General features: G+C 55.8%; 19 protein-coding genes and 1 tRNA gene. 12 read left to right on the top strand and 8 right to left on the bottom strand.

Translation table 11 applies throughout. The features are described from left to right. Positions 1-74: 74 nt before the first annotated feature. On the top strand, positions 75-986 hold the full coding sequence (glyQ, locus tag B3041_RS06310; RefSeq protein ID WP_065647854.1) for a glycine--tRNA ligase subunit alpha: 912 nt from the start codon (positions 75-77) through the stop codon (positions 984-986). Positions 987-995: 9 nt separating this feature from the next. Further along, entirely contained in the window at positions 996-3,065 is a 2,070-nt protein-coding gene (gene glyS, locus B3041_RS06305) for a glycine--tRNA ligase subunit beta (RefSeq protein ID WP_292970156.1), read from the top strand. A gap of 56 nt (positions 3,066-3,121) precedes the next feature. Here glyS and B3041_RS06300 read toward each other — a convergent pair whose 3' ends face one another. Continuing rightward, a complete protein-coding gene (locus B3041_RS06300) occupies positions 3,122-3,733 on the bottom strand; it encodes a glutathione S-transferase (protein ID WP_065647852.1) in 612 nt (203 codons plus the stop codon). A gap of 47 nt (positions 3,734-3,780) precedes the next feature. Further along, the gene (gene fdhE, locus B3041_RS06295) at positions 3,781-4,707 is read right to left on the bottom strand and encodes a formate dehydrogenase accessory protein FdhE (protein WP_065647851.1); all 927 of its coding nucleotides are present in this window, start codon (positions 4,705-4,707) and stop codon (positions 3,781-3,783) included. A 318-nt stretch (positions 4,708-5,025) separates the two neighbouring features. On the opposite strand from fdhE, the gene fdhD reads away from it, so the two are divergent. The 3 genes from fdhD (at position 5,026) to B3041_RS06280 (ending at position 7,730) form a co-directional block, all read left to right on the top strand. After that, positions 5,026-5,817, top strand: coding sequence for a formate dehydrogenase accessory sulfurtransferase FdhD (gene fdhD / locus B3041_RS06290; RefSeq protein ID WP_313067240.1), 792 nt, complete (start codon positions 5,026-5,028; stop codon positions 5,815-5,817). A gap of 149 nt (positions 5,818-5,966) precedes the next feature. Further along, complete coding sequence (gene sodA, locus B3041_RS06285; protein WP_065647849.1) at positions 5,967-6,584, top strand: superoxide dismutase [Mn]; 618 nt, start codon at positions 5,967-5,969, stop codon at positions 6,582-6,584. A gap of 183 nt (positions 6,585-6,767) precedes the next feature. Continuing rightward, positions 6,768-7,730 (top strand): VirK/YbjX family protein, encoded by a 963-nt coding sequence (locus tag B3041_RS06280; RefSeq protein WP_292970152.1) that lies wholly within the window; start codon positions 6,768-6,770, stop codon positions 7,728-7,730. A 6-nt stretch (positions 7,731-7,736) separates the two neighbouring features. Here B3041_RS06280 and B3041_RS06275 read toward each other — a convergent pair whose 3' ends face one another. The 5 genes from B3041_RS06275 to B3041_RS06255 form a co-directional block, all read right to left on the bottom strand. Next, entirely contained in the window at positions 7,737-8,099 is a 363-nt protein-coding gene (locus B3041_RS06275) for a YibL family ribosome-associated protein (protein WP_065647847.1), read from the bottom strand. An 89-nt stretch (positions 8,100-8,188) separates the two neighbouring features. Then, positions 8,189-8,734 (bottom strand): mannitol operon repressor MtlR, encoded by a 546-nt coding sequence (gene mtlR, locus B3041_RS06270; protein ID WP_206099886.1) that lies wholly within the window; start codon positions 8,732-8,734, stop codon positions 8,189-8,191. Positions 8,735-8,797: 63 nt separating this feature from the next. Continuing rightward, on the bottom strand, positions 8,798-9,946 hold the full coding sequence (gene mtlD / locus B3041_RS06265; protein WP_292970148.1) for a mannitol-1-phosphate 5-dehydrogenase: 1,149 nt from the start codon (positions 9,944-9,946) through the stop codon (positions 8,798-8,800). 93 nt (positions 9,947-10,039) lie between these two features. Further along, the gene (locus B3041_RS06260) at positions 10,040-11,974 is read right to left on the bottom strand and encodes a PTS mannitol transporter subunit IICBA (RefSeq protein WP_292970146.1); all 1,935 of its coding nucleotides are present in this window, start codon (positions 11,972-11,974) and stop codon (positions 10,040-10,042) included. A 431-nt stretch (positions 11,975-12,405) separates the two neighbouring features. Then, positions 12,406-13,122 carry a DUF3053 domain-containing protein gene (locus tag B3041_RS06255; protein WP_065647844.1) on the bottom strand — a complete coding sequence of 239 codons (717 nt, stop codon included), beginning with the start codon at positions 13,120-13,122 and terminating at the stop codon, positions 12,406-12,408. Between the two features lie 711 nt (positions 13,123-13,833). Here B3041_RS06255 and B3041_RS06250 point away from each other — a divergent pair. Next, a complete protein-coding gene (locus B3041_RS06250) occupies positions 13,834-14,130 on the top strand; it encodes an HTH-type transcriptional regulator (RefSeq protein ID WP_039381633.1) in 297 nt (98 codons plus the stop codon). Between the two features lie 41 nt (positions 14,131-14,171). Here the strand turns inward: B3041_RS06250 and B3041_RS06245 are convergent, their stop codons facing one another. Beyond that, positions 14,172-14,765, bottom strand: coding sequence for an HD domain-containing protein (locus B3041_RS06245; RefSeq protein ID WP_065647843.1), 594 nt, complete (start codon positions 14,763-14,765; stop codon positions 14,172-14,174). A 60-nt stretch (positions 14,766-14,825) separates the two neighbouring features. On the opposite strand from B3041_RS06245, the gene B3041_RS06240 reads away from it, so the two are divergent. The 6 genes from B3041_RS06240 to dppB all read left to right on the top strand — a co-directional run bounded on the left by B3041_RS06240 (position 14,826) and on the right by dppB (position 21,617). Continuing rightward, positions 14,826-15,290: a MarR family winged helix-turn-helix transcriptional regulator gene (locus tag B3041_RS06240; protein ID WP_065647842.1), complete on the top strand. Its 465-nt coding sequence runs from the start codon at positions 14,826-14,828 to the stop codon at positions 15,288-15,290. A 73-nt stretch (positions 15,291-15,363) separates the two neighbouring features. Beyond that, entirely contained in the window at positions 15,364-15,792 is a 429-nt protein-coding gene (locus B3041_RS06235) for an organic hydroperoxide resistance protein (RefSeq protein WP_065647841.1), read from the top strand. 260 nt (positions 15,793-16,052) lie between these two features. Next, complete coding sequence (eptB, locus tag B3041_RS06230; RefSeq protein WP_065647840.1) at positions 16,053-17,744, top strand: kdo(2)-lipid A phosphoethanolamine 7''-transferase; 1,692 nt, start codon at positions 16,053-16,055, stop codon at positions 17,742-17,744. Positions 17,745-17,865: 121 nt separating this feature from the next. After that, positions 17,866-17,942 (top strand) — tRNA-Pro (locus B3041_RS06225). Positions 17,943-18,786: 844 nt separating this feature from the next. After that, complete coding sequence (gene dppA, locus B3041_RS06220; RefSeq protein ID WP_065647839.1) at positions 18,787-20,397, top strand: dipeptide ABC transporter periplasmic-binding protein DppA; 1,611 nt, start codon at positions 18,787-18,789, stop codon at positions 20,395-20,397. A gap of 200 nt (positions 20,398-20,597) precedes the next feature. Next, positions 20,598-21,617: a dipeptide ABC transporter permease DppB gene (gene dppB / locus B3041_RS06215; RefSeq protein ID WP_065647838.1), complete on the top strand. Its 1,020-nt coding sequence runs from the start codon at positions 20,598-20,600 to the stop codon at positions 21,615-21,617. Positions 21,618-21,626 lie beyond the last annotated feature (9 nt).

Genomic DNA, 21,626 nt, shown 5'->3' with positions numbered 1-21,626 from the left:
GGCTGCACATTGCCCGGTCAAAGGGTATACTGTCGAACTCTTTTTAATTCACCCGTATCCCGTGCGAATTCAACATGCAAAAGTTTGATACCAAGACCTTTCAGGGCCTGATCCTGACCTTGCAGGATTACTGGGCGCGCCAGGGCTGCACCATTGTCCAGCCGCTGGACATGGAAGTGGGCGCCGGCACCTCACACCCCATGACCTGCCTGCGCGCTATCGGCCCGGAGCCGATGGCCAGCGCCTACGTGCAGCCTTCACGTCGTCCGACCGACGGACGCTATGGTGAAAACCCTAATCGCCTGCAGCACTACTATCAGTTCCAGGTGGTGATTAAGCCTAACCCGGACAATCTTCAGGAGCTCTACCTCGGATCGCTGAAAGAGCTGGGTATCGATCCCACTGTCCACGATATTCGTTTCGTTGAAGATAACTGGGAGAACCCGACGCTGGGTGCCTGGGGCCTCGGCTGGGAAGTGTGGCTCAACGGCATGGAAGTGACGCAGTTCACTTACTTCCAGCAGGTTGGTGGCCTGGAGTGCAAGCCGGTCACGGGTGAGATCACCTATGGCCTGGAGCGTCTGGCAATGTATATCCAGGGCGTGGACAGCGTCTACGATCTCACCTGGAGCGACGGTGCCTTTGGCAAGACCACCTACGGCGATGTGTTTCACCAGAACGAGGTGGAGCAGTCGACCTATAACTTCGAGTATGCCGACGTCAGTTTCCTGTTCAGCTGCTTTGAGCAGTATGAAAAAGAGGCGCAGCAGCTGCTGGCGCTGGAGAAGCCGCTGCCGCTGCCAGCCTACGAGCGTATTCTGAAAGCGGCACACAGCTTTAACCTGCTCGACGCGCGCAAGGCGATCTCCGTTACTGAACGCCAGCGCTATATTCTGCGTATTCGCACCCTGACGAAAGCTGTGGCGGAAGCCTACTATGCGTCACGCGAGGCGCTGGGTTTCCCGATGTGCAACCGTAATAAGTAAGAGGCAGCCATGACCGATAAAACTTTCCTGGTGGAAATTGGCACCGAAGAGTTGCCTCCGAAAGCCCTGCGCAGCCTGGCAGAAGCCTTTGCGGCACACTTTACTGCCGAGCTGGACAGCGCTGGCCTGACGCACGGCGAAGTCAGCTGGTTTGCTGCCCCGCGCCGTCTGGCGCTGAAAGTGGCGGCACTGGCGGCGGCACAGCCCGATCGTGAGATTGAAAAGCGCGGCCCCGCTGTCGCAGCGGCGTTTGACGCTGCAGGTAATCCGACGAAAGCAGCAGAAGGCTGGGCACGCGGCAACGGCATTACTGTTGATCAGGCTGAACGCCTGAGCACTGACAAAGGCGAATGGCTGGTGCATCGCGCTGCGGTGAAGGGTGAGCAGGCCAGCGCGCTGCTGCCGGCAATGGTCACGACCGCACTGAGCAAGCTGCCGATCCCTAAACTGATGCGCTGGGGCGCCAGTGACGTCCAGTTTGTGCGCCCGGTGCATACCGTGACGCTGCTGCTCGGAGAGGAACTGATCCCGGCGACTATTCTGGGCGTGCAGTCAGCGCGCACCGTTCGCGGTCACCGCTTTATGGGTGAGCCAGAATTTACGCTGGAGCACGCCGATCACTATCCGCAGCAGCTGCTGGCGCGCGGCAAGGTGATGGCTGATTACGCTGAACGTAAAGCGAAAATCAAGGCGGATGCGGAAGCGGCCGCACAGCAGCTGGGCGGCATCGCCGATCTCAGCGACAGCCTGCTGGAAGAGGTGGCTTCGCTGGTGGAATGGCCGGTGGTGCTGACCGCAACGTTTGAAGAGAAGTTCCTGGCGGTGCCGGCGGAGGCGCTGGTCTATACCATGAAAGGCGATCAGAAATATTTCCCGGTCTACAGCCCGGAAGGAAAACTGCTGCCGAACTTCATCTTCGTGACCAACATTGAGTCAGGCGATCCGCAGCAGATCGTGGCCGGTAATGAAAAAGTTGTGCGTCCCCGTCTGGCGGACGCGGAGTTCTTCTTCAACAGCGATCGCAAAAAGCGTCTGGAAGATAACCTGCCGCGTCTGGAGACGGTGCTGTTCCAGAAAGAGCTGGGCACGCTGCGTGATAAGACCGACCGCATTCAGGCGCTGGCAGGCTGGATTGCCGCGCAGATTGGTGCAGATGTGGATCACGCAACCCGCGCCGGCCTGCTCTCCAAGTGCGACCTGATGACCAACATGGTGTTTGAATTTACCGACACCCAGGGCGTCATGGGTATGCACTACGCCCGTCATGACGGAGAAGCGGAGGATGTGGCGGTAGCGCTCAATGAGCAGTATCAGCCGCGCTTTGCCGGGGATGCACTGCCCTCTAACCCGGTGGCCTGTGCCGTCGCGATTGCAGACAAAATGGATACGCTGGCGGGCATTTTTGGTATCGGTCAGCATCCGAAAGGCGACAAAGACCCCTTTGCGCTGCGCCGCGCCGCGTTAGGCGTGCTGCGTATTATCGTCGAGAAGAATCTGCCGCTTGATCTGCAGAGCCTGACCGAAGAAGCCGTGCGTCTCTATGGCAGTAAACTGAGCAATGCGAAAGTGGTTGATGAGGTGATCGACTTCATGCTGGGCCGTTTCCGTACCTGGTATCAGGAAGAGGGCCACAGCGTCGATACCATTCAGGCGGTGCTGGCACGTCGTCCGACCCGCCCGGCAGATTTCGATGCGCGCATGAAAGCGGTATCGCACTTCCGCACGCTGGAGGCCTCGGCAGCACTGGCGGCGGCTAACAAGCGCGTATCAAACATTCTGGCGAAAGCCAGCGATCCGCTGAACGACAGCGTGCAGGCGTCATTGCTGAAAGAGAACGCTGAGATCCAGCTGGCGACCTTTGTCACCGCGCTGGGCGACAAGCTGCAGCCTTATTTTGCAGAGGGCCGCTATCAGGATGCGCTGGTGGAGCTGGCACAGCTGCGTGAGGCGGTGGATAACTTCTTCGATAACGTTATGGTTAACGCAGAAGATGATGCCGTGCGCGTGAACCGTCTGACGCTGCTGGCACAGCTGCGTCAGCTGTTCCTGCAGGTGGCAGACATTTCCCTGCTGCAGTAAGCAGCAGCAGGCTGCGGTAGCGAAAGGGACGAGCAATCGTCCCTTTTTTATTGCCGTTAACCTGCCGGCGGCACGGTACGCGCAAAGCTCTCACGCTGAAACAGGGTTTCCGCCAGCCTGACCAGCGCCGGACGGTTTACACACCAGTTAGGCAGGACGCGGCGGAAATTCAGATAGCCAATCATGCAGCCGGTCGCGATATCCGCCAGATTCAGGGTGCCGGTATTGAGCAGCTCCGCTTGTGCCGCAGCGGCCTCCAGCGCATCCAGGCCGCGCTGAATTTTTTCGCGGTTGCGCAGCAGCACCTCTTCAGACTGCTGCGTGCCGGGCCGCATTTGCTCCCGGACAATGGTCACAGCCGCGTCGTTAATGCCATCCGCCAGCTTTGCCAGCTGACGTATCTGCAGCGCGCGCAGCGCGTCATCAGGCAGCAGCGCTGGCGCGTCATTACGCAGTTCAATAACCTGAGCAATGACAGAAGAGTCGTACCAGGTTAATCCGCGCTCATCTATCAGGGCTGGCACCTTTCCCAGCGGATTGTAGTGCGGCACCTGACTGTCTTCAGCCCACGGCGTGTGGTTGATAAACTCAAACACAATGCCTTTTTCCAGCAGAATCACTGAAATTTTGCGCACGAACGGGCTGGTATAGCTGCCTATCAGTTTCATCAAAGCCTCCGTGTAAAACGCGGTACGTAACGGTTGCGCCCGGCCAGCTACTCGCCAGGGAGCATAAATGGGTTCAGGCTGCTGCGGGCAAAGCCTTCCTGCTCCATGCGCGCATCCAGCACCAGCGACGCAAGGTCATCGGCAACAGGCTCAACCGCCGGATCTCTCGCCTGGCAGAGCAGCTTCATATAGGTGCCGCAGTCGCCGCAGCTTTCTGCATTCACGGCAGCCTGATGATTATCGAGCGACCAGAGGTGCAGATCGCGCGTCTGCTCGCAGTTGCAGCAGCGGTCACTGGCGACGTGCCACTCACTTTCGCACAGGTTACAGTGCAGGTAGCGCACGCCTTCCTGCGCCATATCCATATGCACCAGGCCGGTGACCGGAACGCTGCCGCAGACCGGGCAGAACTGCCGGTGATCGCCCTGTTCCGTCCGCACCTTGCCGGGTATCATGGCGGCCATCTGCGCCCAGTAAAGCGACAGCGCTGCCCAGACGAAAGGAGATTTATCGCTGCTGACCCGGCTAAATTCACCCGCCAGCAGCGCGCTGGCAAGTGTCTCCAGCTCGCTGGCGGACGATTTTTCCAGATTTTCCAGCACCGCCAGCGCCTGGCCACTCATCTCCGGCTTGAGTTCCGCAATCAGTGAATGCAGCAGCAGCTGCCAGTGACGATCGCGTGGATAGTGGCGAATATCAAGCGGCGGCTCATTCCGCTGCGCGCTTTCTGCAAGGCGCGGATGCAGATCGAGCCGCAGCGGATGGTCGTACAGCACGATCTCCTGCGCCTGAGCGATAACCGCAGCAAAGCGCAGATAGTCGCCCAGCGGATTTTTTGCCGCCAGATGGCGCAGGCGTGCGGCGCGACGGCTATAGAGATTTTTCAGCCGGGGAAACAGCAGCGACGGGATCTGTTCCGCTGTCTGCGGTTCGCGTGCTTCCGGCTGATTCTGCGGAATAATGCGAATACTCATCAGGGACCACCTGTTTTTTCTGGCGATAACGCTGCCAACAATGAAAGCAGCACGACTACGCTGATGATAGCAGCCTGACACTCAGGCGGCTGCCTGACAGACGATTAACTGCCGGTAACGGCAGCCAGCCGGGCAGGTGACTCTGCTGCTGCCGGACGCCCAGCACATAAGTTGAAGAAAAATTTTCGGCTGACGTTCATGCTCAGCATCTGAACCGGCAGCCGGTATACCCTCCAGGCCGTGAGGCCCGCCGCTTTCTGATGGGTGCAATAAGAGAAAGATAACGTGACAGCAAAACAGCAGGCAGGTGAGCAACCTGTGAAAACGATCGCCGGTGTAAGCCAGGCTGAAGTGTGGCAGCGCCAGACGCCCGAAACGGCCGAAACCGACTGGCTGGCGCAGGAAGTGCCGGTAGCGCTGGTCTATAACGGCATTTCACACGTGGTAATGATGGCGACGCCCGATAACCTTGAGGCATTTGCGCTGGGCTTCTCGCTATCTGAAGGAATTATTGAACAACCGGCTGAGATTTACGGTATCGATGTGGTGCCGGGCTGTAACGGCATCGAGGTGCAGATTGAGCTTGCCAGCCGCCGGTTTATGGCGCTAAAAGCGCAGCGCCGGTCGATGGCGGGGCGAACCGGCTGCGGCGTCTGTGGCGTTGAGCAGCTGGAGCAGATTGGTAAACCGCTCCAGCCGCTGCCCTTTACCCAGACGTTTGACCTCGCTTTGCTGGACGGCGCACTGGCCCGGCTGCGTGATTATCAGCCCGCGGGCAATCTTACCGGCTGTACGCACGCTGCTGCCTGGCTCTCACCCGAGGGATTACTGCCGGGCGGTTGTGAAGATGTGGGACGGCACGTTGCACTGGATAAGCTGCTGGGTTTGCGCAGTCAGCAGCGATGGCAGCAGGGGGCGGTGCTGGTTTCCAGCCGCGCCAGCTACGAGATGGTGCAGAAGTCCGCCATGTGTGGCGTGGAAATTCTGTTTGCGGTCTCGGCAGCCACCCAGCTGGCGGTAGAGGTTGCGCAGCGCAGTAATCTGACGCTGGTGGGCTTCAGCAAACCGGGGCGGGCAACGATCTATACCCATCCGCAGCGGCTGCGGTAGCCGTTTCAGGCCGCTGCGCCACAAACCCTTATCGTTTCTACGGCATTGATAACCCTTTTATGGATCATGATTTTAACTATAATGATCCCACTGCTTACGCGGCACACTGGTAAGGTGATGCTGCAAAACATTAAATGGAGAGGAAGAACATGAGTTATTCACTGCCATCCCTGCCGTACGCCTACGACGCACTGGAACCGCACTTCGACAAGCAGACGATGGAAATCCATCACACCAAACACCACCAGACCTACGTAAACAACGCTAACGCAGCGCTGGAAGGTACCGAATTCGCCGATCTGCCGGTTGATGAGCTGATTACCAAACTGGATCAGCTGCCAGCAGACAAAAAAGGCCCGCTGCGTAATAACGCCGGTGGCCACGCTAACCACAGCCTGTTCTGGAAAGGTCTGAAGACCGGCACCACGCTGCAGGGCGATCTGAAAGCGGCTATCGAAAAAGATTTCGGCAGCGTTGAAAACTTCCAGGAAGCGTTTGAAAAAGCCGCTGCTACCCGTTTTGGTTCCGGCTGGGCATGGCTGGTTAAGCAGGGTGATAAGCTGGCCGTGGTCTCTACCGCTAACCAGGACAACCCGCTGATGGGCGAAGCGATCGCCGGTGCGTCTGGCTATCCTATTCTGGGCCTGGACGTCTGGGAACACGCTTACTACCTGAAGTATCAGAACAAGCGTCCGGACTACATCAAAGCGTTCTGGAACGTAGTGAACTGGGACGAAGCGGCAGCACGTTTTGCTGCAGCAAAATAATCAGCGCTGATTTCTGCGTTATAAACCGGTGCATGTCACCGGTTTTTTTTGTCTGCGTAACGGCAACCTAAACCCCGGCTAAACAGCAAACCGTTTCATTCTGACGGGGCGGGGTCATTAACGAATCGTTGAAGCGGCTGTGCTTAACATTGCAGCAGGTTTTTTCGAGACGTTAAGCTCCTTATGACAACAATTACACACACTGAACCGGGCGATCTCACTTCGTCAGCGCTGTTTTTTCCGCTGATCAGCGGCAAACTGCGCCCTGATAATCTCTGGCACAGCGGCCGCTTTCGTACCAAATTTGCGTTGCGATCGGCGCTCTATCCGCTCACGACGCTGACCTATCTGCAGCAGTTAGCACAGCTGCCGTTTTTGCCGCAGCTGATGGCCAGCCAGGGCCTGCTGCCTGCCAAGCCGCATCGTCCCTATCTCTGTTCACGGTTTAGCGTGGCGCAGCGCGCACGCGCCATTGTGCAGCACTACCAGCATGTTGCGCAGCTCACGAATCCCGATCTGCGTCAGATGATGCTGAACCCGGCCGGTACGCCTGTTGCCCGGCTCAGCGGCAGAAATGAAGAGCAGTTTACGATTGCCTGCTGTTCCGGCTATTACGACCGTGAAGGTGAGCTGACGCTGACGCTGGAGTATCAGGGCATGCTGCTGGCCTCACTCTCGTTTTCGCTGATTGGCGAGCCGCAGCGGCGCACGCTGTTTATTGGCGGACTGCAGGGACCGCGCAAACATATTCCGTCGGAAGCGATCCGCGAAGCGACTAAAGCGGCGCACGGTCTGTTTCCCAAGCGCGTGCTAATGGAAGCGCTGTTTCTGCTGGCGGAGGCGTGTGGCGCAGAAGCGATAGCCGCCGTCGGCGACACCACGCATGTGTTCCGCAGCCTGCGCTATCGGCACAGTAAAGGGGATAAGTTTTTTGCCAGCTACAGTGAGTTCTGGCTGTCGCTGGGCGGCGAGGAGCGAGCCGATGGCTGCTTTACGCTGCCGCGGCAGATGGAGCGCAAAGCGCTGGAGGAGATAGCCAGTAAAAAACGCGCCGAATATCGCCGGCGCTACACGCTGCTCGATAGCCTGAAAGAGCAGGTTCAGCAGGCCGCCGGCTGCGCTCACCGCGCAAACCGTGCAGCCTGAACAGCTTCAGAACGGCTGTTTTGCGTAGCCGGTCATGACTTTCAGACCCATTTCACGTCCCAGCGCGGTCATCGGATGCACTACCACCAGGCCGCGCACGCTTTTCTTCAGCGCACCCATGTTGGCCTGCTCTTTTTTCGTGATTTCACGGCTGAATGGCAGCTGCTGCAGCTGCTGTGCTTCTTTGCTCAGCTTTTCATCACGCACGCCGCGCAGACGTTCAATCTCCTGCACCAGCGTCTCTTTCTCTTTCAGCAGCGCGCCCAGCTTTTCAGCGTCACCCGCTTCCAGCAGCTGGGGCTCTTTGCGGTTCAGTGCGTCCAGCTGATCGCTGAGGCGTTTGATCTCGGCTTTGACTTGTTCTTTCATTGGAAAAACTCATTAAGGAAAACAGGGAAAGGATACATTAATTTATGCCGGGCGGGCAGTATGACTGTTCGATACACCGCTGCCTGACGTCAGACAGCGGGCTTTTTAAATGCCTGCTTGTGCGAAATACGTGAAATAAGTTCGGTCAGAGAGAGCACCATGGTGGATCGCACCATCTGCAGATAACGCTGCTGCTGCATAATGCGCAGCGCCTCATCATCGCGGATGAAGTCGGGTTTTGGCGGCCAGGCGACCACGCAGTGCAGTTCATTAAACGGGCCCAGCACTTCATCATCGGTAAAGCGATAGTCGCTGGCGTCGTGATTCAGCTCTTCGCGTAGCGTCAGCAGCAGTTCGCAATCCTCATACTCCTGACGCGTAATCACGCCAAGCCCGTAAACAAGCTTAAGCCGGACCGACAGCTCGCCCAGCGGGCCATCTCCCAGCAGCAGCGGCTCAACGGCGTACCTTACGGCATAATCATCTTTGCGAAAGACCTGCAGCACCAGCAGATTAACCGCTTCTGCCAGCAGTTCAACTGCAGCAATCAGAAAGCTTCTCACCGAACGACCGGCGTTCAGGCGCTCAAGCACCTGGTTTTCAAAAGCCTGCTTCTCTTCCATCATTGCCTGCATCGTTCAGCTACCATCTGCGGGCGCAACGTGGTTGCGCCCGGTTTGCTCACCAGAGGGCGCGCATTATGCCATAGCGTCGTAAGCGCTCACCACAGCCTGTACTGCCTTGCTCTCCGGCTCCAGTCCGGAAATGTTTACCAGCGCGCCCGCTACGCCCTGTTCCGCGATCAGCGTGGCCAGCTCCTGCGCCTGCGGATCGGCATCGCTGCGATAGTGCATTGCGGCCGCGATCCCCTGCACCAGATTACCGTGCGGCAGCTGATATTCCAGCGTACCGAGCAGCGGTTTAACCAGACGATCGCCCGCGCTCAGCTTGCGCAGCGGCTGACGTCCCACACGCTCGACGTCATCTTTCAGGTAAGGGTTTTCAAAGCGGGTAAGGATTTTGCTGATGTACGCCGCATGTTTTTCTGCATCAAAACCGTAGCGCCTGATCAGAACGGCGCCGCTCTCCTGCATGGCCCCCTCAACCACCGCGCGAATGCGGCTATCCAGGATCGCATCGCGAATGGTCGCATGACCCGCCAGTTTGCCCAGATAAGCGGTAATGGCGTGACCGGTGTTAAGCGTAAAGAGTTTGCGTTCAACAAACGCCATCAGGTTGTCTGTCAGCTCCATGCCCGGGATCGCCGGTAGCGTGCCTTTAAACTGCGTTTTATCAACAATCCATTCGCTGAAGGTCTCAACGGTCACTTCCAGCGGATCGCTGCTGCTGGCTTCAGAAGGGGGAACAATGCGATCCACCGCGGAATCAACAAAGCCGACGTGCGCTTCTGCCCAGGCGTGGTGCTGCGCCGGCAGCGCCTTCAGGACATGCTGTTTTAGCTGACTGGTGCCACGCACCATATTTTCGCAGGCGATGATATTGAGCGGCTGCGTATTTCCCTGGTCGTGACGTGCGATCAGACCCTGTGCCACACTGCCGGCAATACGTTCAAGGATCTGCGGTCCGACGGCGGTAGTGACCAGATCGACTTCAGCGATCAGCGCGATGATGTCATCGCTGGTGCTGTTAACGGCGCTGACGCCGGTGACCGTTTCCGTTTTTGCCTGTTCGCCAACAACATGAACCGGATAGGCGTGACGGGCGTTGAGGGCGTCCAGGACGACCTGATTGACGTCAGCAAAGATCAGCTCAATACCGGCATCTGCCAGCAGTTTGCCGATAAATCCGCGACCAATATTGCCTGCTCCAAAATGTAACGCTTTCATAAAATTGACCCATCTCAAATAGCGAAAGGGCGGGCATTTCCGCCCCGAAAACAGGGCGGGCCTGCCCGCCCCGGGGAAAAAACTGCTGGCTGATTACGCTTTTACGCCGCTGCCTGAGAGCAGATCCAGCACTTCCTGCACGCTGCGGGTCTGCGCCAGCCGTTCAATCACGCTGTCATCATCCAGCGCGTTGGTCAGGCTGGTGATCACCTGAATGTGCTCATTGTTGCGGGCCGCAATGCCGATTACCAGGCGTGCAACCTCATCCGGCTCATCGCCAAACTGTACGCCTGCCGGATACTGACAGAACACTACGCCTGTTTTCAGCACGCGATCTTTCGCTTCTACCGTACCGTGCGGAACCGCAATCGACTCACCCAGATACGTTGGCGTCAGCTTTTCACGCGCCAGCATCGCTTCAACGTATTCTGGCTGGACATAGCCGCCTTTTACCAGCTGCTCACCGGCAAAGCGGATCGCCTGCTCTTTGTTGCTGGCGGTCAGGTCGAGGAATACGTTATCAGTACCGAGCTTAAACAGGTGCGTATTCTCATTATCAAAGCTGTCTGCCAGCGTTGTCTGCACCGTTTCGCGATGCGTCACGCTGCGGTTTACCGTCACCAGACGCTCGGTCAGGTTGGTGTAGAGCGCGCTATCAAGGAAGTTATTCAGCGAGATATGCTGTGCCTGAGGTGCCTGTCGCATTGCCCGCTCTGTGAGATCGCGGTGCGTGATCACCAGATCAACATCACCCGGCAGCGCGTTAATCGCGCTGTTCGTCACCGAGACACTGGTGAGGCCCGCATCCTGAACTTTTTTGCGCAGCACGCCGGCACCCATAGCGCTGGAGCCCATACCGGCGTCACAGGCAACGATGATTTTACGCACGTGGCTTACGTCTACGCTGTTAGCGTCGGCCACAACCGGCGCGCCTGCAACCGGCTGACCTTTCGACTGCGCTTTCATGTCACGCATACGCTGGGTGGCCGCTTCAATATCATCCTCTTCTTTGACTTTGCTGGTTTTCAGCAGAATGGAAGAGACAACAAAAGAGACGGCAAATGCGGCCACGATAGCGGCAACGTTAGCAAAATAGGCGCCTTTCGGCGTCATCGCCAGCACGGCCAGAATGGAACCTGGTGAAGCCGGCGAAACCAGACCGCCATTGAGCAGCGTCAGCGTAAATACGCCGGTCATACCGCCCAGGATCACCGCCAGCAGCAGACGCGGTGCCATCAGCACATACGGGAAGTAAATTTCGTGGATGCCACCCAGGAAGTGGATAATGGCTGCACCCCCCGCTGACTGTTTAGCGCTGCCGCGACCAAAGATCATGTAGGCAACCAGCACGCCCATGCCCGGGCCTGGGTTGGCTTCAATCAGGAAAAAGATCGATTTACCTGCTTCGCTCGCCTGCTGAATACCCAGCGGCGAGAAAATGCCGTGGTTAATAGCGTTGTTAAGGAACAGGATTTTTGCGGGTTCAACAAAAATAGAGGTCAGCGGCAGCAGGTTGTTCTGCACCATCAGGTTGACCCCGGCGGCGAGAATGTGCGACAGCCCCTGCACCAGCGGACCAATCGCCAGGAACGCCAGCAGCGCCAGCAGCATACCGATGATGCCGGCGGAGAAGTTATTCACCAGCATTTCGAAACCGCTTTTGATCTTGCCGTCAACGGCCCGGTCAAACGCGCGAATTGCCCAGCCGCCCAGCGGTCCGGCAAGCATCGCGCCGAGGAACATCGGCATATCAGCACCGACAATGACGCCCATGGTTGTAATCGCACCGACAACGCCACCGCGATCGCCGCCAACCAGACGGCCGCCGGTAAAGCCGATCAGCAGCGGCAGCAGATAGGTGATCATCGGACCGACGAGCTTCGCCAGCGTTTCGTTCGGGATCCACCCGGTTGGAATAAACAGCGCGGTGATGATACCCCATGCGATAAACGCACCGATGTTAGGCATCACCATATTACTCAGAAAGCGACCAAAGCTCTGCACTCTGACCTTGACTGATGAGGACATAAACCCACCCCTTATTGAGACGCGCTGCAACAGGAGCGCGCATTTGTTTTTGTTGAGACGTTACGGCGGGGGCCGCGGCATTACTGTATGCAGGCGGACTCTAGCACTAGTTAAGGGGCGTGCGTAGCGTCCTGAATTAGTGTGATCTATATCACGCAAAAGTGGGGTGGGCAGGGGGGTGTAACGTGATTTGTATCACACAAAAGCGGCTTAAAAAAACAGCAGTGCCGGAAAATTGCGCAAAAAAGCGGCCTTTTTGTGATAAGGCTCACCTTTTAGCGATGAGGTTTTATTACAAAAGTGTGATTCCAGTCACAAACAATTTCTGGTCATAATTGCGCCAGATCACAGGCGGGCAGATAAAGCGGCAGACCGTTATAAAGCGAAGCGCAGCAAGAATCGGGCAGTGGTAATACTGCCCGAGCCCAGCGTTATTGCCAGGAACCCTGTACGGCATTTTGCGCCTGCGTAAGCGCCTGCGCGTTTGCTGACAGCTCGCTCATGAGCGCATTGTACTGAGTGGCCTGATCCTGCGTCGGGAACTGTACGCCGCCATCATTAAAACTGACACGCGTTCCCTGCGATTGCAGATAATCACCGGTCTGTACTGCGCTCTGGCTCAGCGCCTGCAGCTTAGGCAGCAGCGGGATCAGCGTGCCTGCCGGCTGGGTAACCACTTTCGCGTAGGCTGCGTCATACGACTTTTTCAAATCGTCGGGCTGTTTAAGCGTGGCCTTGCTGCTGTCGGCCTGCATTTTCGCGCTCTGGATCTGCTGAGTCAGAACGCTGAGATTACCGCTGACCTGGCGCAGGGTATCGCGGCGGGTCAGATAATCCTGCGGAACGCGAATTGCAGCCAGCTCATCGACAACCGGACGCATTCCCTGTTCCGTGGCCTGGCTCACCTGCTGAGAAAAGCCATACAGAATGGCATAGTCGCTGGCATAGTTACCGAAGGTCTGCTTCTGATTCTCACTCAGCGCCGGCAGATGTTCACCGCTGCGCATCACGGTATTTTGCAGAAAATCGTTAAACGCTTTGCGCTGATCGCCCTCTTTGTCACCGCAGGCGGTGAGTTGTAATACAACCAGCGCGCTGGCAAGCAGCATGCCGGTACGCATCCAGATGCGGGAAGTTCCTGACGCCATGTTTCAACTCCTGTCGTGACAAAATGGCAATGTATGAATCGCTGAGAATGGTCCTAAAGAATAGTGCAATGGCCTGGCCTGCACAATGACCGAAAGATGTGCAGCGCGGCACGCTCAGGTTAGCGCACCAGCACGGCGTATTAAGGGGTCTTTCTCCGGTAAGCCGCTGCAGGGCAGCCGCCGCGTTTTATCTCCTGACTGGCAGTCAATCTGAAGGAGAACGCGTAGTAAGGCCGGCCTCATTCATCACCTTTCTTTTAATATGCATCAGACGGGTGCATGTCTGCTCTATTATTGCGCATTATCCGCACAAAAATGCCACAGCGGTGGTGCAAAAGTCCTGCAGGATGCGGAATGCAAACCTGGCGCTATTTTTGCTCTATTCCGGGTGGGTTCAGAGTGTGACAGACAGCAAGTTTTTACCTGACAGGCACTTAAGTGTTATTGCAGGTTTTAGCCATAAGCAAGATGAAAAAATAATCAAAAAACAGGCAGCAATTCCTGGAATCTGACCCATACTAAGAAACCCGGCAATTATTGCATTGCGCTGACATGTTTTGCAGCGTCCAGCAGGCTGTGTCCCGTAACGGTTTTATAACTCTAACGTCCAAACCGCTGCGGGATGCAGCCTGATAAAGCCTGGTTTCAGCATCATTTGATGCTTACCTCTCTACTTTCACGTGCTTCATAGTGAGTTTTAAGGAGTTCTCTATGGAATTAAAAGATCCAATGGTTGAATTACTCAGCAGTCTTGAGCAAATTGTTTTGACACGTGATGCCAAGCCTTCTGTATCAGATATTGCACTTAACACGGTGTCAGTTCCCGAGCCACAGCGTTTACGTGAGATGACCGGCATGCAGGTGGATGAATTCGCCCGCGTAATGGGGGTGAGCGTCTCATCAGTGAAAAGCTGGGAAGCGCAACGCACGCGCCCCTCCGCTACGGCACGCAAATTGATGAAGTTGCTGCAGGCGAATCCCTATCTGGGACGGCAGCTGCTTGAGTAACAGAATTACCGCTTCTCCGACCCGCCTGCACGGCGGGTTTTTTATTCCAGCGTTTCAAACTTAGCCGCCTGACGGGCAAACCAGCTTTCCGGAACGTTATAGGGAGGCTGCGACAACTGCTGCAATCCCTGTTTAATATTTTGATGTGCCTGCTGCCAGAGCTGTTTATCGCCCTGCAGCAGCAGCTGGATCTGCACCTGCTTCTCAATCAGATAGACGCGCGCAAAATCCGGGTCAAACTGCACGATCGCACGGGTATTATCGATAATATCTGCCAGTTTTATCGTCTGCGCGTCGGGCGAGGCGTCTGCCGTATGCCGAAAATGTGCCAGCTTGCGCGCCGCACGGTTTCTGGCCTGCGGCTGCGCGCTGTCGGTCAGCATAGCGACCAGCCCGGCCACGCGCTGGCCAAACTGCTGCTCAATATCCTGCAGCGTACTGGATGTGTCTTCTACCGTGTCGTGCAGCCAGGCAGCAGCCAGCATCTCTTCATCATCGGTGACGCTGCGCACCAGTTCAGCCACTGCCTGCGGGTGAACGATATAGGGCTCATCGGTATATTTACGCCGCTGGCCTGTAGCCGCATGAAGCTCAGTGGCAAAACGACGCGCCTGCTCCTCCAGTGAATCCTGCATCTTCACTCTCCCGTGAAAAGTAGCTTGCAATTATCTAGTGCGCTATATATATTGGTTTGCATGAACAGTAATCAAGATGGCAAAAAAGTGAAGCGTCCGCCACTCCAGGTTGATCAGCATCTCTGTTTCGCACTCTACTCAGCCAATCTGGCGATGCATAAAGTCTATCGTCAGCAGCTGGCAGCGCTCAATATCACCTATCCGCAGTATCTGGTGATGCTGGTGCTCTGGGCGCAGGATGATGTCACGGTGTCAGAGATTGGCGAACAGCTGTTTCTTGATTCCGCTACGCTGACGCCGCTGCTTAAGCGAATGGAAACTGCCGGGCTGGTGCGCCGGCAGCGTTCACGCCAGGATGAACGCCAGGTCGTGGTGACGCTGACCGATGAGGGACGTGCGTTACAGGCGCGTGCCGCTGCGATTCCGGAAGCGGTGCAGTGTGCCACTGCCTGCGATACCGACACAATGGCAGCGCTGAAACAGCAGCTTGATATGCTGCGAACTAATCTGAACCGCGCAGGCTGACTGCGCAGGTAAGAAAGCATTAACCCCGGCGCGGATAAGTAGCGCGCTATTATATAGCGAATGGAGATAAAGTATGTCTTTAGAGAAAGTAGTGTATACCGCTAAAGCAAAAGCAACCGGTGGCCGTGATGGTCGTGCAACCTCCTCTGACAATGTGCTGGACGTCAAGCTGGGCGTACCAAAAGAGATGGGCGGTGCCGGCGGTGAGGCGACCAATCCGGAACAGCTGTTCGCTGCGGGTTATTCAGCCTGTTTCCTCGGCGCCATGAAATTTGTTGCCAGCCGCGACAAAATCGCCATGCCAAAAGAGGCGTGGATTGAAGGCGAAGTCGGCATTGGCCCGATCCCGACCGGTTTTGGCATTGAAGCTACGCTGAATATTCACCTGCCGGAGATGGATACTGCAGAAGCACAGAAGCTGGTTGATGCCGCACACATTGTGTGTCCTTACTCCAATGCCACCCGTGGCAATATCGACGTCACGCTGAATATCATCAACTAAGCCGGTACGTGATTAAAAAGGCTCCTGCGGGAGCCTTTTTTATTTGCCCGATTTTGCGCCGGACAAAAAAATCTGGTCTAACCATTGGTTAAATGTTCTACTGCTGCGCTTAATACGGCATCGCAGTTATTTTCGGTTCAGATTCGTCCCGATCCTGCTCGATACGTCACGCTTTTCCATTCTCAAAGCGAACCTTGCTGTCTGAACAGAGTCACAGGAACGGTGATAAATCGACACCGGGTCGGGAACATAAAATTTAAATGAATTATATCAAAAGCTTAACGCAGCAGAAGCTCTCTCTGCTGCTCGCACTTTATCTTGGCATTTTGCTAAACCTGCCAATTTTTTACCGCCGCTTTGACGGCTTCTTAACCAAATCAACCCTGTCCGACTGGCTTTCTGCTGTTGCTGAAGTCACAGCCGCTGTTTTGCTTACCTTTTTCCTGATGCGCCTGCTTTCGCTGGGAGGAAAATGGGCTTACCGCGTACTGGCCAGTCTGCTGGTGGTGATTTCCGTGGCCGCGGCGTATTACATGACTTTCTTTAATGTCGTAATCGGCTACGGCATTGTGGCGTCGGTCATGACAACCGACATCGATCTCTCGAAAGAAGTGATCGGCCTGCACTTTATTGTCTGGATGGTGCTGGTCAGCGCGCTGCCGCTGCTGCTGATCTGGCGCAACCGGCTGCGTATGACGCTGATCGAGCAGCTGAAAACACCGGGGCAGCGTCTGAAGCCGGTAGCCATTTTGCTGCTGAGCGTGGCGCTGGTATGGCTGCCGATCCGCTATTTTGACAAACTGCAGAAAACGCAGGAAGAGATCACGAATATCGATCTGCCCAGCTACGGCGGGGTAGTGGCACACTCTTATCTGCCCTCTAACTGGATCGCCGCGCTGGGCCTGTTCACCTGGACTAAAGTGGATGAAAAGCTGGACAGCGAAGCGCTGTTCGATCCGGCGAAAAACTTTACCTATGTCGCACCGGCGGGCATTGATGACACCTACGTAGTGTTTGTGATCGGTGAAACCACGCGCTGGGATCACATGGGGATGCTGGGCTACGATCGCGATACCACACCAAAACTCTCCAAAGAGAAAAACCTGGTGGCGTTTCGCGGGGAATCCTGCGATACCGCAACCAAGCTGTCGCTGCGCTGCATGTTTGTTCGCGAAGGCGGCACCATGGATAACCCGGGCCGTACGCTGAAAGAGCAGAATGTGTTTGCCGTCATGAAAGAGCTGGGCTTTACCTCTGAGCTGTTCGCTATGCAGAGTGAGGTCTGGTTTTATGACAATGCCGATGTGAATAATTTCTCTTTCCGCGAGCAGATCGGCTCAGAGAAGCGTAATCAGGGTAAAGCGGTGGACGATATGCTGCTGGTGCCGGAACTGCAGGCTTCGCTGCAGCGTTTTCCGAAAGGCAAACATCTGGTGGTGCTGCATACCAAAGGCTCACACTATCTTTACTCGCAGCGCTATCCCCGCAGCTTTGCACGTTATCAGCCTGAATGCATGGGTGTGGATGACACCTGCAGCAAGGCACAGTTGATCAACGCTTATGACAACTCCGTTTTGTATGTGGACTCCATGCTCGACAGCGTACTGGATCAGCTGCGTGATAAAAAAGCGCTGGTGTTCTATGCGGCAGACCACGGTGAATCAATCAGCGAAAATATGCATCTGCACGGAACCCCGCGTGAGATGGCGCCGCCTGAGCAGTTCCGCGTGCCGATGATGGTCTGGGCGTCCGATAAATATCTGGACGATCCGGTTAACCGCAGCAACTTTGAGCGGCTGCAGGCGCAGCAGCGTATCGGTAAAACACACCGTCACGTTGAGCTGTTTGATACCGTACTGGGCTGTCTGGGCTACACCTCACCCAATGGCGGTATCAATCCGGCGAACAATTGGTGTCAGGCGCCCGCCGCTAAAGCGCAGAGCAGTCTGTAACCGATCTACCCGCGCGGGATCACCTTAACCGCGCGGGTTGCCTGCTTTTCAGGCAATCAGGCAGCTTTAAAGGCAAAAGGGATTGACGCTGTAAAGGCGCAGCAGTAATATTCGCCCCCATCGGCGAGTAGCGCAGCTTGGTAGCGCAACTGGTTTGGGACCAGTGGGTCGGAGGTTCGAATCCTCTCTCGCCGACCATCATTTAAGAAACCTGCTTTGCGAAAAGCAGGTTTTTTTTCGTCTGTCGTATTTGCACTCTCAGGGTGAAATACGCGAACGCTCCGTAAAGGCGCTGCCTCGTCCCTGAGCGCCCGGCACACGCCATCCATGGCGTATGATGCTTTACTCCACGGCCCCCGCATTTCACCCTTTATCTGGCTTCGGTGATGACTGAGGATTTACTGGCCTTCCCTGAACCAGACTCACATCCCGGCAGCGACCAGGCAAAGTCATCAATTTACGCGTTCCATTAATCATCACCGGGATAAACCTTATTATCCCTCAACACTGCTCTTCATCCCTTGCTGCATCAAAGCACCTTTCTTAATTCGCGACGCATTCTGCTTATGACCAGCTTTTGCTTTTTGCTGATTTCTTATGCCATTACGCCAGCATATTTCGCTGCCTGAACGTCATAACGCACAGGGAATCGTTCAGATATTCAACATTTACCGACAACTTTAAGATGTTTTTTAACGGTGATAATCACTGTTATCTGACGAAAGCGCCAGATAATCCAGCGGTATCGAGCGCTTTTTCACCGCTTTATATATCGGTTTCTCTCTCCAACACTCTTTTTTATCGTTGCTTGCACTTACTCACACTCTGTGTAAATAACCCCACATTGTATTGACGTTCGTTGCAACTGTTGACAAATTGATGCCTCAGTAAGATGTAGAGACGGACGCATCCGGCTGGTTAATCCCGCCAGGGCAACAACAATAACCGCTCACATTCTGGTCGCTGTCAGACCTGCCCGTACCGCATAAAAAAATCAGAGGGCGGGCGATGCACACAACATCACATCACAATGGAGCAAAACATGATGAACTCCCGGGCTAAATCCAGGATGCTAAAGGCCGGTCTCAGCCTGATTGCGATGACCGTCGCCGCCGGTGTTCAGGCGAAGACCCTTGTCTACTGCTCAGAAGGCTCGCCGGAAGGTTTCAACCCGCAGCTCTTTACCTCTGGCACCACCTATGACGCCAGCTCGGTCCCTATCTATAACCGTCTGGTGGAGTTTAAAACCGGCACCACGGAACTGAAGCCAGGCCTGGCTGAAAAGTGGGATGTCAGTGAAGATGGTAAGACCTACACTTTTCATCTCCGTCAGGGCGTAAAGTGGCAGAGCACAAAAGATTTCAAGCCTACGCGTGAATTTAACGCCGACGACGTGGTGTTTTCATTTGAGCGCCAGCTCGATAAAAACAATAAATTCCACGGTGTCTCTGGCGGCAGCTACGAATATTTCGAAGGCATGGATATGCCGAAGCTGATCGGCAAAATTGAGAAAGTTGACGATCACACCGTGCGTTTTACCCTGACCCGTTCTGAAGCGCCTTTCCTCGCTGACCTGGGTATGGACTTCGCTTCTATTCTTTCCAAAGAGTATGCGGATAACATGCTGAAAGCCGGCACGCCGGAAAAACTCGACCTTAATCCGGTCGGCACTGGTCCATTTGTGCTGCAGCAGTATCAGAAAGATTCACGCATTCTGTATAAAGCGAACCCGGACTTCTGGGGGACTAAACCAAAAATCGATCGCCTGGTCTTCTCTATCACGCCAGATGCATCAGTGCGCTACGCCAAGCTGCAGAAGGGCGAGTGCCAGGTAATGCCTTATCCGAATCCTGCTGACATCGCCAGCATGAAGAAAGACAGCAAAATCAATTTGATGGAGCAGCCTGGCCTGAACGTGGGTTATCTCTCATTCAACACAGAGAAAAAGCCGCTGGATAACGCCAAAGTACGTCAGGCGCTGACCATGGCGGTGAATAAGCAGGCGATCATCGATGCGGTCTATCAGGGAGCCGGGCAGGCAGCGAAAAACCTGATCCCGCCAACCATGTGGGGCTACAACGACGAGATCAAGGATTACGCTTACGATCCGGAAAAAGCCAAAGCGCTGCTGAAAGAAGCCGGCATGGCAGATGGCTTCTCTATCGATCTCTGGGCAATGCCGGTGCAGCGTCCTTATAACCCGAACGCGCGCCGCATGGCTGAGATGGTTCAGGCTGACTGGGCGAAGATTGGCGTAAAAGCCAAAATTGTTACCTATGAGTGGGGCGAATATCTCAAGCGCGCCAAAGCAGGTGAACACCAGACGGTAATGATGGGCTGGACCGGCGACAATGGCGATCCGGATAACTTCTTTGCCACGCTGTTCAGCTGTGCCGCTGCGAAAGATGGCTCCAACTACTCACGCTGGTGCTACAAGCCGTTTGAAGATCTGATCCAGCCGGCACGTGCCGAAGCCGATCATAACAAACGTATTGCGCTCTACAAGCAGGCACAGGTTGTTATGCACGATCAGGCTCCGGCGCTGATCATTGCCCACTCAACCGTGTATGAGCCTGTCAGCAAGAAAGTGAGTGGCTATGTGGTGGATCCATTAGGTAAGCATCACTTCGAAAACGTCGATATTCAGGAATAACCCTTTCGGATTATCACGGTGAGGGCCAGCCTGCTGGCCCTCGGATACGCACTTTGCCATCCGCACCCCGTACTTTTTTCCGGCAAATACTTTTACTGAAGCGCTGCCTGCATCGCGTCCGGCTTTGCCGACCGCGCGTTGTGAGCAATGTAGTCCCGTGACGACTTCCCGCTGCGGGAGAATGACAGAGAATCCGGCTTATGCTGCAATTCATACTCCGACGTCTGGGCCTTGTCATCCCGACGTTTATCGGTATTACCTTACTGACCTTTGCGTTTGTTCATCTGATCCCCGGCGATCCGGTACTGATCATGGCGGGCGAGCGCGGTATCTCTCCGGAGCGTCATGCACAGCTGATGGCGCAGTTTGGCCTCGACCAGCCGATGTGGAAGCAGTACATCACCTATATCAACGGGGTGCTGCACGGCGATCTCGGTATTTCCCTGAAGAGCCGCATTCCGGTCTGGGATGAGTTTGTACCGCGCTTCCAGGCGACGCTGGAGCTGGGCATCTGCGCCATGCTGTTTGCGATCGCCGTGGGTATCCCGGTGGGCGTACTGGCCGCCGTAAAGCGCGGCTCCATTTTCGATCACACTGCCGTAGGTATCTCCCTGACCGGTTACTCCATGCCGATTTTCTGGTGGGGGATCATGCTGATCATGCTGGTATCGGTGCAGCTTAACCTGACGCCGGTATCGGGCCGCGTCAGCGATACCATCTTCCTTGATGACAGCCATCCTCTGACCGGCTTTATGCTGATCGATACGCTGCTGTGGGGAGAAGAGGGCGACTTTAAAGATGCGGTCATGCATATGATCCTGCCGGCGATTGTGCTGGGCACTATTCCGCTGGCGGTGATTGTGCGTATGACGCGCTCCTCCATGCTGGAGGTGCTGGGCGAGGATTATATCCGCACTGCCCGCGCGAAGGGACTGACGCGTATGCGGGTGATCGTCGTGCATGCGCTGCGCAACGCGATGCTGCCGGTCGTCACCGTTATTGGTTTGCAGGTCGGTACGCTGCTGGCCGGGGCGATTCTGACCGAAACTATCTTCTCGTGGCCGGGGCTGGGTCGCTGGCTGATTGAAGCGCTGCAGCGCCGTGACTATCCGGTAGTGCAGGGCGGCGTGCTGCTGGTTGCCATCCTGATCATTCTGGTCAACCTGCTGGTTGATCTGCTGTATGGCGTGGTTAACCCGCGCATCCGACATAAGAAATAAGGGGGAGTT

Origin of the sequence: Pantoea sp. UBA4549 (assembly GCF_002387285.1) — a bacterium.
Classification (GTDB): Bacteria; Pseudomonadota; Gammaproteobacteria; order Enterobacterales; family Enterobacteriaceae; genus Pantoea; species Pantoea borealis.
This window is presented reverse-complemented; position numbering and strand designations above follow the sequence as displayed.

Bases quoted from the DNA above. Each gene is read 5' to 3' on its own strand.
- glyQ (WP_065647854.1), top strand. From the start codon at position 75: ATGCAAAAGTTTGATACCAAGACCTTTCAGGGCCTGATCCTGACCTTG.
- glyS (WP_292970156.1), top strand. From the start codon at position 996: ATGACCGATAAAACTTTCCTGGTGGAAATTGGCACCGAAGAGTTGCCT.
- B3041_RS06300 (WP_065647852.1), bottom strand. From the start codon at position 3,733: ATGAAACTGATAGGCAGCTATACCAGCCCGTTCGTGCGCAAAATTTCA.
- fdhE (WP_065647851.1), bottom strand. From the start codon at position 4,707: ATGAGTATTCGCATTATTCCGCAGAATCAGCCGGAAGCACGCGAACCG.
- sodA (WP_065647849.1), top strand. From the start codon at position 5,967: ATGAGTTATTCACTGCCATCCCTGCCGTACGCCTACGACGCACTGGAA.
- B3041_RS06280 (WP_292970152.1), top strand. From the start codon at position 6,768: ATGACAACAATTACACACACTGAACCGGGCGATCTCACTTCGTCAGCG.
- B3041_RS06275 (WP_065647847.1), bottom strand. From the start codon at position 8,099: ATGAAAGAACAAGTCAAAGCCGAGATCAAACGCCTCAGCGATCAGCTG.
- mtlR (WP_206099886.1), bottom strand. From the start codon at position 8,734: ATGCAGGCAATGATGGAAGAGAAGCAGGCTTTTGAAAACCAGGTGCTT.
- mtlD (WP_292970148.1), bottom strand. From the start codon at position 9,946: ATGAAAGCGTTACATTTTGGAGCAGGCAATATTGGTCGCGGATTTATC.
- B3041_RS06260 (WP_292970146.1), bottom strand. From the start codon at position 11,974: ATGTCCTCATCAGTCAAGGTCAGAGTGCAGAGCTTTGGTCGCTTTCTG.
- B3041_RS06255 (WP_065647844.1), bottom strand. From the start codon at position 13,122: ATGGCGTCAGGAACTTCCCGCATCTGGATGCGTACCGGCATGCTGCTT.
- B3041_RS06250 (WP_039381633.1), top strand. From the start codon at position 13,834: ATGGAATTAAAAGATCCAATGGTTGAATTACTCAGCAGTCTTGAGCAA.
- B3041_RS06245 (WP_065647843.1), bottom strand. From the start codon at position 14,765: ATGCAGGATTCACTGGAGGAGCAGGCGCGTCGTTTTGCCACTGAGCTT.
- B3041_RS06240 (WP_065647842.1), top strand. From the start codon at position 14,826: ATGAACAGTAATCAAGATGGCAAAAAAGTGAAGCGTCCGCCACTCCAG.
- B3041_RS06235 (WP_065647841.1), top strand. From the start codon at position 15,364: ATGTCTTTAGAGAAAGTAGTGTATACCGCTAAAGCAAAAGCAACCGGT.
- eptB (WP_065647840.1), top strand. From the start codon at position 16,053: ATGAATTATATCAAAAGCTTAACGCAGCAGAAGCTCTCTCTGCTGCTC.
- dppA (WP_065647839.1), top strand. From the start codon at position 18,787: ATGATGAACTCCCGGGCTAAATCCAGGATGCTAAAGGCCGGTCTCAGC.
- dppB (WP_065647838.1), top strand. From the start codon at position 20,598: ATGCTGCAATTCATACTCCGACGTCTGGGCCTTGTCATCCCGACGTTT.